This is a genomic window from Rhodoferax sp. RT5P35, from assembly GCF_056521385.1.
On record NZ_JBWMAX010000390.1, the window covers coordinates 1 to 1014 of the forward strand.

At 64.3% G+C, this 1014-nt stretch carries 1 protein-coding gene; it reads right to left on the minus strand.

What is annotated here, in order from left to right; all coding sequences use genetic code 11:
* Positions 1–114: 114 nt before the first annotated feature.
* The coding region (locus AC097L_RS26570) for a type II secretion system protein D (RefSeq protein ID WP_479589679.1) at positions 115–1014 on the minus strand (900 nt) is incomplete at its 5' end.

The window sequence follows — 1014 nt, forward strand, 5'->3', positions numbered from 1 at the left end:
CCGAATCCGGGTGCACAAACAGCGTGAGCGCGCCGGCATCGTCTTCCAGCAGCAGCTGGTGGGTGCGGGCAAAGGCGTAGGGCAGCGGGTGACGCATGGCAGACAAGCTCCCGGTCAAGGCTGCGTGTTGACGGGCGGCAAGGTCAGCGTCGGGCTCTCACGCTTCAGCATCACCTCGGAGGCCGGGCCTTTGTTGTTGGACAGTTCGGGCAGCAGCGGCGCCTCGTTGATGGGCACCAGTTGGCTCGGGATGGGTTGTGCGTCTTTCATGCCGGAGCGCATCAGGTCATAACGGTCCATCGACAGCCGGTCTGTGGCCTGTGCGTCACGCACCACCACGGGCCGCAGAAACACCATCAGGTTGGTCTTGGCGCGGGCGCGGGACTCGCTCTTGAACAGGTTGCCAAAAAACGGCATATCGCCCAGGCCCGGCACTTTCTCCTGGTTGCCGGTGTACTTGTCCTGCAGCAGACCGCCCAGCACCACGATGGCGCCGTCGTCCACCAGCACGGTCGACTCGATCGTGCGCTTGTTGGTGGTGGGGCCATTGGCGGCCAGTTCGGTACCCGCTTTGACGGCCGAGGTTTCCTGGTAGATCACCAGCTTCACCGTGCCGTTCTCGTTGATTTGCGGGCGGACCTTGAGCGTCAGGCCCACGTCCTTGCGCTCGATGGTCTGAAACGGATTGACCGTGCCGGTGGTGCTGCCGGTGTTGGTGAACTGGCCGGTGACGAAGGGCACGTTCTCACCGATCACGATCTTGGCCTCCTCGTTGTCCAGCGTCAGCAAATTGGGGGTGGACAAGACATTGCCCGTGCCGGTCTTGTCCATCAGCCGGGCCAATGCGCCCAGCACATAGGTGCCGCCCACCTTGCTGGCCACGCCCAGGTTCAGGCCGCTGCTAAGGGTGGTGACGGTGCCGGTGGCAATGCTGGCGGCCAGCGTGGCCAGGTTGCTGGTGCCACTGCCGAAGTTGGTGCCCAGGCCCACATTGCCCAGCACGCCCTGCCACTG